Source organism: Microcoleus sp. S1D4 (assembly GCF_036700765.1).
In the GTDB taxonomy this organism is placed as follows: Bacteria; Cyanobacteriota; Cyanobacteriia; order Cyanobacteriales; family Microcoleaceae; genus Microcoleus.
Genome location: NZ_JAUBPP010000009.1, coordinates 225267 through 233622, shown reverse-complemented (window position 1 = coordinate 233622; position 8356 = coordinate 225267). Strand labels below are relative to the sequence as shown.

Genomic DNA, 8356 nt, shown 5'->3' with positions numbered 1-8356 from the left:
AGTGAATCGCTGCAACAGCGGATGGAACAATTGTTAGAGAAGAAAAAAGCAGATCGACTAATGGCAGAAGAGGCGGCAGAACTCGATGCTATTGGGGAATTAGATCGCATCTTTACCCACATTAATGCAATGATGGTGGCTCAAGATGTCGATCGGTGAGCTGACGAGACAGGCGGTTCGAGAAAGAGCGAGCTATTTATGTGAATACTGTCATATATAGCGGTTCTTGGTCAGGTACATCCTGGAAGCTAAAAAGCTGGACAATCAATGGATTAAGTGTACCTCACTAGGATAATAAATGCTATAGTTTGGCTGGATTTGTTGCTGCTAAGAATCGCGGAAAACAGCTAGATAGGTCGCATAAGAAAATGCTCGATTACGTTTTTGTCCAGTAATTTCTTTCACAAGACCTATATCACTAAGAGCCTTAATTAAGGCGTTGGCGTTGGGATATGACAAACTCGTAATTGCTTCAGCGTGTTCTACATTAAAGATTGGTCTGAAATAAAGGCTCTCAAGCAATGCGATTGCATTCCCTGATTTACGCCCCATTCTGTTGAGGACTAATTGGCGATGTTCTTCTTTTAAGTTTACTATTTTACGCGCAGTAGCCGCAGCTTCCTGAGCGACTTCGTAAACCCCACGCAGAAAAAATTTCAGCCACCCTTCCCAGTTGCCACTTTCTCTGATAGCCTGAAGACGATCGTAGTATTCAGAGCGATATTTCATGAAATAGTGAGAGAGGTAGAGTAATGGGCGTTGTAGTATATTTTGTTCACACAGCAGAAACGTAATTAATAATCGCCCTGTTCTTCCATTACCATCGAGAAAAGGGTGAATTGTTTCAAACTGAGCATGAGCCAATCCCACTTTTATCAAGGTAGGTATAGGTTGTGGACTATGCAAAAACTTCTCCAAATTATCTAGAGATTGGAGCATTTCATAGGGTGGAGGAGGAACATAAGTAGCCTGCGCCAACGAACATCCTCCTGCACCAATCCAATTCTGGGTGTGGCGAAACTCTCCTGGAGCGCGCTCAGCACCTCTGACCCCTTGCATTAACTCTTTGTGAATTTCTCGAATTAATCGCAAAGATACAGGGAGACTCTTGAGCCGTTCAAGACCATAGTTAATAGCAGCGATATAGTTTACAACTTCAGCCACCTCTTGAGGATTTTCCGGTTCCAAAGCTTGAGATTCAAATTCTAGGACATCTATCAAAGATGTTTGTGTTCCTTCAATTTGGCTCGAAAGAACTGCTTCTTTCCGAACATACATAAACACAAATAGATCTGGATTTGGTAGAGCATCCGTTGCTCCGTCTAGCCGCCCCAACGCACGATCTGCCTGAGACAGCAGATGCCACATTTCCTGATCCATAATAATCTCAGGTGTGGGTGGCAGCGGATTAGGTACAAAGGCTTTGTAGCCTGCAATCTGTTCCACATATTGACCAGCTCTAGTCCCTATGACCATTGTTATCGGTTCCGTTAATACTGAATACTCTTCAACGCTATATTATCAAAATAGACTTCTTTTCGTTAATAAGTACATTTTTGACAAACCTGGAGGAAAAATATGCCCTACATCTAGGGGCTTAGAATACAACCTAACACTACGGAGGTGCGAGCAATACCGAATCAATACTAATGATGCAATCCGGGCGATCGCCCTTGAGACTGGTAACTTAGCCGACCATACGTGCCATAATCAGCCATATTATTTGATGTGCGATCGCCTGAAACTATGGATGCGCTAATCGGCAAAACTTTACAGGGTGGAAAGTACACCCTCGAACAAGAACTGGGACGCGGCGGCTTTGGGATTACTTTCAGGGCAAATCACCGCTATTTAGGACAGCCTGTAGTCATAAAAACCCTCAACGAATCTCTGCGGCAGCAACCCAATTTTGCCGAATTCGATCGCAAGTTTCAAGACGAAGCGAGGCGGTTGGCTTCCTGCGTCCATCCGAATATTGTCCGCGTCAGCGACTTCTTTGTCGAAGACGGACAGCCCTACATGGTAATGGACTACATTGCCGGTCAGAATTTGGGCGAGGTAGTCGGTGGAAACAATCCCCTCCCAGAAAATCTGGCAATTCTCTACATCACTCAAATTGGCGCTGCTTTGAAAGCAGTTCATCAAAAGGGTTTGCTGCATCGAGATGTCAAGCCACAAAACATTCTCCTGCGCCAAGATACCCAAGAAGTCGTGCTGATCGATTTCGGCATTGCCCGCGAGTTTACAGCAGGTGCAACCCAAAATCACACTAATATGGTGTCCGACGGCTACGCGCCGCCAGAACAGTATTTCGCCCAAGGAAAATATACCCCCGCCACAGATGTTTACGGTCTGGCCGCGACGCTTTATACTCTGCTCACAGCACAGGTGCCAGTGGCTGCAATTCTCCGTACCAGCCAGCCGATGCCTTCACCCCGCGACTTGCAGCCGTCCGTGAGTCCTGCTGTCAGTCAAGCAGTGATGCGGGGGATGACTGTAGAAGCTCAAAATCGCCCTGCTAGCGTGGATGAGTGGCTGGATCTGCTGCGCGGGCAGGGTGCAGGGTCGGACACTGGGCCGACGGTGGCGGTAATGCCGGGACATGGCGCTCAGTCGCCTGCAAATGTGAGAACAGCGCCTGCTGTGGTGTCTTCTGGGGGCAGCAATCGCAAGATTTGGTTGATTTTGGGGTTCGTGGCGATCGCCCTGTTAGTTGCAGGTTTGGTCGGTGTTGCTAGGGTTTTCCTCAACCGGCAACCTTCCGAACCCGCACCAGTAGCGAAGGACGATCGCACTTCGGCCCCCGCAGATCCAGACGCGCGCGTCAACCCCGCACCAATTCCCACTTCCACGCCCGCACCGGTTCGGACTCCCAGAGAAACTCCGCCGCCTGCTGCGGAAACTCCAACACCTTTCTCGCCTTCTCCAACACCCGCCCCTTCTCCAACACCCGCCCCTTCTCCAACACCCGCCCCTTCTCCAGAGGCTGTCGAACCCACACCAACAGAAAAACTTGTTGATAAAGAGTTGCCGCCCGATCGATCGCCCGCACCCAGCGAACAACCGACAACCAGCAATCGGAGGAATCCCGCAATCCCCGGATATGCCGTTGGTACGCCGGAAAGTCAGATTTTAGCGGAATTGGGACAACCCACGGACTCTCAAGGCCGGGGCTATTGGCCCAATACTCGCACCGCACTTTACGAAATATTGCCGAACCGAATTACTCTCGGCTACATTTACGATCGCGATTCCGACAAATTAGTCCAAACAGAGGGTTCTTTTGCCCCGTCAGTGGACGATTTGGTAGTCAAAACCGCCTTAAACGGGATGGTGGGCGGCGCAAGCCGGGAGATTTTGCAGGGGTTCCGAGATGTGCAGCAGCGCCGGACTAATCGGTTTGCGTTTAGGAAGGGTTCGCTCTCAGGTACGATCGAACGCAACGAGCGCGATCGGATTTACATCGGCGTTTGGGACGAAAATTTGCATTAATCCAGGACGATCGACCTAAGTTCGGTGCGTCAGACTGAAATTATCTGCGTCAATCAGTGTTGATCCGCCTGAAATCTGCGGTGAATGTATCGATCGACGACTTGTGCAAAATCCCCAATCCAAAATCCCCAATCCAAAATCTTCAATCCAAAATCGATTGACGTTAAACAAAATATTCGCTATGATAAGAGAACACGAGGGGCTGTAATGGTTTCGACAGGGTGGCGAAAGCTGCTCCGTGATGCAGGTCGAGAGGGAGTCTACTCTCGCTAATATCGGCTCAAACAAAATAGTAAATGCGAACAACATCGTTCCTTTCGCTCGCAAAGCCGTAGCTGTAGCCTAAAAACTTCTTGAGCTTGGTTTAGAGTGTATGCCGCTTAACTCCGTTAATAGCAGCATAACAACCCCCAACGGATGCCCTAGCTAAACGTTTCTAGTCGTCTAGCCTGGAAAGCAATCACTAGAAAATCCCCCCATTTGGGATAAAGATGGTTCCCTCCCCAAGGATTAGAGGGGATAAACCTGTGAACGATCGGAAGGTAAATACCCATTTTGGACGGCAGTTCGATTCTGCCCAGTTCCATCGCAAAGGTGACGTAAAATCAATGGTTTAAGCCGTTTGAAAGTCGCTTTACAACATTAAAAGGGCCCAGAGTTAACTCTGGGCCCTTTTGTTTGGGCTATATCTCGCTCATAGGACTAAACAACCACGGGTAGTCCAGAAACCGGGTTTTTGCCAAAATACTTCGTTACAGATGGCAGAAACGCATAAAAACCCGGTTTCTTTGGTATTTATGCGTCTAGCACTAAACAGCCAACAGCCAACAGCCAACAGCCAACAGCCAACAGCCAACACTCAACCATCAGTTACCGCTCATTAGCCAAACTAGGATCTCAGATAATTAGAACTTTACCCCGTCCGTGCGTTCTGTGGGGCTGTCGGGCGATATACTTATAGGCGGTAAAGCATTAAAAATCTTTACAAAGACCCGCTCCCTAAGCCTGCTCCTACGAAGGACTGGTGAAAAATTATATGGCGATCGCTCATTGATCTGGAAACATGAACCCAGGAATTGACTTACAAGGAAGTTTCGTAGAAGCCCTGATCGATTTGGGCTTACCGGCGGACATCGCCCAAGTGCTTTGGCTACCTTTGCCGATGGTACTGATGGTTGTCGGTGCTGTATTCGGGGTACTGACAAGCGTCTGGCTGGAGCGGAAAATTTCCGCCGCAGCTCAGCAGCGGATCGGCCCGGAATTTATCGGCCCTCTGGGAGTGCTAGCACCCGTTGCCGACGGGCTGAAGTTGGTATTCAAAGAAGACATTATACCGGCAAAAGCTGACGCGCTGCTGTTCACGCTCGGGCCGGTCATTGTCGTGATTCCAGTGTTTTTGTCCTACTTGATCGTCCCCTTCGGAGAGCATATGCTGATCGCCGACATGGGGACAGCAATATTTCTCTGGATTGCTCTTTCTAGCATTCAGCCGATCGGCTTACTGATGTCGGGCTACGCTTCTAACAACAAATACGCCCTCCTCGGCGGACTCAGAGCAGCCGCTCAATCCCTCAGCTACGAAATTCCTCTAGCTTTGGCAGTATTGGCAGTGGTGATGATGTCGAACAGCCTCAGTACGATCGACATCGTACAGCAACAAGCCGGCTACGGCATCCTCGGCTGGAACGTCTGGCGACAACCCGCCGGTTTCCTAATTTTCTGGATCGCAGCCCTCGCAGAATGCGAACGGTTGCCCTTCGACCTTCCCGAAGCAGAAGAAGAATTGGTAGCAGGATATCAGACTGAGTACACAGGCATGAAATTTGCTCTGTACTACATCGCTTCCTACGTTAACCTCGTCCTTTCTTGCCTGCTAGTAGCAGTTTTGTATCTCGGCGGTTGGGAATCCCCGATTCCTGTCGGAGTCCTCACCAATGCTCTGGGATTGAGCGAAACGACCCCTTGGTTACAGGTACTTACTGGCTTGCTGGGCATTACAATGACCATGCTGAAAGCCTACTTTTTCCTGTTTCTGGCAATTCTGCTGCGCTGGACTCTGCCACGAGTTCGGATCGACCAATTGCTCAATTTGGGATGGAAGTTTTTGCTTCCCGTTGCTTTAGTTAATTTGCTATTAACCGCAGCTTTGAAGCTTGCCTTTCCCTTTGCTTTTGGCGGTTAATTGATAATAGGTAAAAGGCAGTAGCTAACACAAATTAGCTGTTAACCAATTACCTGTTATCAATTAGTAATTACCAAAAACTCAAGTACAGAGAGAGAACACAATGCTAAAATTCCTCAATCAAGTAGGCGAATACGCCAAAGAAACTCTTCAAGCTGCCAAGTATATCGGTCAAGGGCTATCTGTTACTTTTGACCACATGAGACGCCGGCCGATTACGGTGCAGTATCCTTACGAAAAACTAATTCCTTCGGAACGTTTCCGAGGCAGAATTCATTTTGAATTTGACAAGTGCATCTCCTGCGAAGTCTGCGTTAGGGTGTGTCCGATCAATTTACCTGTGGTGGATTGGGAATTTAACAAAGAAACTAAGAAGAAACAGCTCAAGCACTACAGTATCGATTTCGGGGTGTGTATCTTCTGCGGAAACTGCGTAGAATATTGTCCGACTAATTGTTTGTCAATGACAGAAGAATACGAGTTAGCTGCTTACGAGCGTCACGAGTTGAATTATGATAACGTGGCTCTCGGACGTTTGCCCTACAAGGTTACAGATGATCCGATGGTGACACCCATGCGGGAATTTGCTTATTTGCCTAAAGGTGCGATCGACCCCCACGAAGTTTCCTACACAGATCGCCGCGCAGGTCTCCGTCCAGAGGAAATTGTCGAAAAGTAGGTAATGGGGCATGGGGCATGGGGCATGGGGCCTCGCGGGAATAGTTAGTAGTTAGCGGTTAGTGGTTACTTGTTAGTAGTTTTTCAAATAACAAATAACAAATAACAAATGCCCAATGTCCAATGCCCAATTACCAATTACCAATTAGCAACTAACAGAGGATTAAAAATTGTGAATCTAGCCGAAGGGGTTCAACTTGTTTCATTTGGCATACTCTCTGTAATGATGATTGCCGGAGCATTAGGAGTAGTTTTATTCTCCAACATCGTTTACTCAGCATTCTTGCTGTGTGGAGTATTTACCAGCATTGCGGGTTTGTACTTGTTGCTAAATGCTGATTTTGTAGCAGCAGCGCAAGTATTGATTTATGTTGGCGCAGTTAACGTCTTAATTTTGTTCGCCATCATGTTGGTAAACAAACGAGAAGACTTCCGCGTAATTTCCAACGCTTGGGTGCGTCAAGTAGCAACCGCAGTGGTTTGTGCTGGTTTGTTTGCGCTTTTGGGTACGATGGTAGTGTCTACTCCTTGGGCGATCGTGCCGATAACAGGAGCACCGGCTGAAAGTTCGATTGTAACGATCGCCAAACACTTCTTCACAGACTACTTGCTACCTTTTGAATTAGCCTCACTGTTTTTGTTGATGGCAATGGTAGGAGCAATTGTCTTAGCCCGCCGCGATTTCTTTGCGGATGAACTGTCAAGCAAACAATCAGAAACACCAGCTTTCAGCTTGCCAGAACGGCCGCGCGAATTAGTTTCAGCAGGTGATGTTTCCTCACCCGAAACAAAGTAATTCTAGGGTGTTTGTGGCGCACCTAATTTTGCGTAGGTTTCGCCACAAGCACCTCATGGATTTATGCAAGAAGTCCGAACTGTCTGTTTTGTAGTAATTTTAACTGAAAGCAACTCAAAAAATTTATGCAACTGCAACTCCAGTATTTCCTGTTATTAGCTGCTGCACTTTTCTGCATTGGGATTTACGGTTTAATTACCAGCCGAAATGCAGTGCGGGTGTTGATGTCGATCGAATTGATGCTAAACGCAGTCAATCTCAACCTGATGGGTTTTTCCAACTATCTTGACCCCGTACAGATTAAAGGTCAAGTATTTACGGTGTTTGTAGTGACGGTAGCGGCTGCTGAGGCTGCAGTCGGTTTGGCGATCGTCTTGGCGATTTACCGCAACCGCAACACTGTAGACATGGAAGAGTTTAATTTGCTGAAGTGGTAATTAGTCATTAGTCATTAGTCATTAGTCATTAGTCATTAGTGACAAACTGATGCAGATTATACTCGTTACCAGGCTCTAGCCTGGTAACGCATACCCGGAGGCTCTGCCTCCCTTTCCCCAAACGAGGTAGAGCCTCTTGATCTAGATTGCGCTAGAACCTGGGAAGCAGTGAATTAATCAATAGTCATGACTCATCAGTCATTCGTGACAAACTAATGCAGATTAAAGACTGATGACTAGGGACTAAGGACTAAGGACTAATAACTAATGACTTCTAGTAATTTCCAGAGTAATTCTGCCGCCAAAGTCAGGAATCGGAGCGGCCGGTTTGGAGAGTTGGAGCTTAACTTTTTGGACTAAATGCAGTTCTAAAAGCTCTTGAACAATCGTATCTGCGAGTTTTTCTATCAATAAAAACTTCGAGTTTTTGACAAGCTGTTGAATCAGAGTAATTGCACTTCGGTAATCGAGAGTCTGTTCAATATTATCGCTTTTGCCGGCGGGCGATAAATCTAGCCAGAGAGTAACATCCACTTCAAACCACTGACCCAATACTTGCTCTTCAGGTAAATATCCCGTGTAGCCGTAGCAGCGAATTCCTGTAAGTTGAATACAATCCATTGTGAAAAAAACTAAAAGTGCGTTGCCTAACCAATTTGTATTAAACCAGATAAAGTTCTCTTTCTCTTCCCTCTCTTTTTTTGCCCTTTTCCTTCTCCCTCTGCGCTCTTTGCGCCCTCTGCGGTTCAATCACTCTTAATTCTATCTTAA

The 8356-nt window shown here is 47.2% G+C and carries 8 protein-coding genes and 1 other RNA gene; 7 read left to right on the top strand and 2 right to left on the bottom strand.

Annotated features, from left to right (window positions below; genetic code table 11):
* Nucleotides 1-327: 327 nt before the first annotated feature.
* Complete coding sequence (locus tag QT998_RS12380; RefSeq protein ID WP_333116855.1) at nucleotides 328-1446, bottom strand: Fic family protein; 1119 nt, start codon at nucleotides 1444-1446, stop codon at nucleotides 328-330.
* 300 nt (nucleotides 1447-1746) lie between these two features.
* Between QT998_RS12380 and QT998_RS12375 the strand changes: the two genes are divergently transcribed.
* The 7 genes from QT998_RS12375 (at nucleotide 1747) to nuoK (ending at nucleotide 7585) form a co-directional block, all read left to right on the top strand.
* The gene (locus tag QT998_RS12375) at nucleotides 1747-3492 is read left to right on the top strand and encodes a serine/threonine protein kinase (RefSeq protein ID WP_333116857.1); all 1746 of its coding nucleotides are present in this window, start codon (nucleotides 1747-1749) and stop codon (nucleotides 3490-3492) included.
* 198 nt (nucleotides 3493-3690) lie between these two features.
* Nucleotides 3691-4081, top strand: a transfer-messenger RNA (tmRNA) gene (gene ssrA / locus QT998_RS12370).
* A 169-nt stretch (nucleotides 4082-4250) separates the two neighbouring features.
* Nucleotides 4251-4376: a hypothetical protein gene (locus QT998_RS12365; protein WP_333092851.1), complete on the top strand. Its 126-nt coding sequence runs from the start codon at nucleotides 4251-4253 to the stop codon at nucleotides 4374-4376.
* 179 nt (nucleotides 4377-4555) lie between these two features.
* On the top strand, nucleotides 4556-5674 hold the full coding sequence (nuoH, locus tag QT998_RS12360; protein ID WP_333092852.1) for an NADH-quinone oxidoreductase subunit NuoH: 1119 nt from the start codon (nucleotides 4556-4558) through the stop codon (nucleotides 5672-5674).
* 103 nt (nucleotides 5675-5777) lie between these two features.
* Entirely contained in the window at nucleotides 5778-6353 is a 576-nt protein-coding gene (ndhI, locus tag QT998_RS12355) for an NAD(P)H-quinone oxidoreductase subunit I (protein ID WP_265239374.1), read from the top strand.
* Nucleotides 6354-6524: 171 nt separating this feature from the next.
* Entirely contained in the window at nucleotides 6525-7148 is a 624-nt protein-coding gene (locus QT998_RS12350; protein WP_194070719.1) for an NADH-quinone oxidoreductase subunit J, read from the top strand.
* Between the two features lie 131 nt (nucleotides 7149-7279).
* Nucleotides 7280-7585 (top strand): NADH-quinone oxidoreductase subunit NuoK, encoded by a 306-nt coding sequence (nuoK, locus tag QT998_RS12345; protein WP_228042566.1) that lies wholly within the window; start codon nucleotides 7280-7282, stop codon nucleotides 7583-7585.
* Between the two features lie 264 nt (nucleotides 7586-7849).
* Here nuoK and folB read toward each other — a convergent pair whose 3' ends face one another.
* On the bottom strand, nucleotides 7850-8206 hold the full coding sequence (gene folB, locus QT998_RS12340) for a dihydroneopterin aldolase (RefSeq protein WP_333092853.1): 357 nt from the start codon (nucleotides 8204-8206) through the stop codon (nucleotides 7850-7852).
* Between the last annotated feature and the right edge of the window lie 150 nt (nucleotides 8207-8356).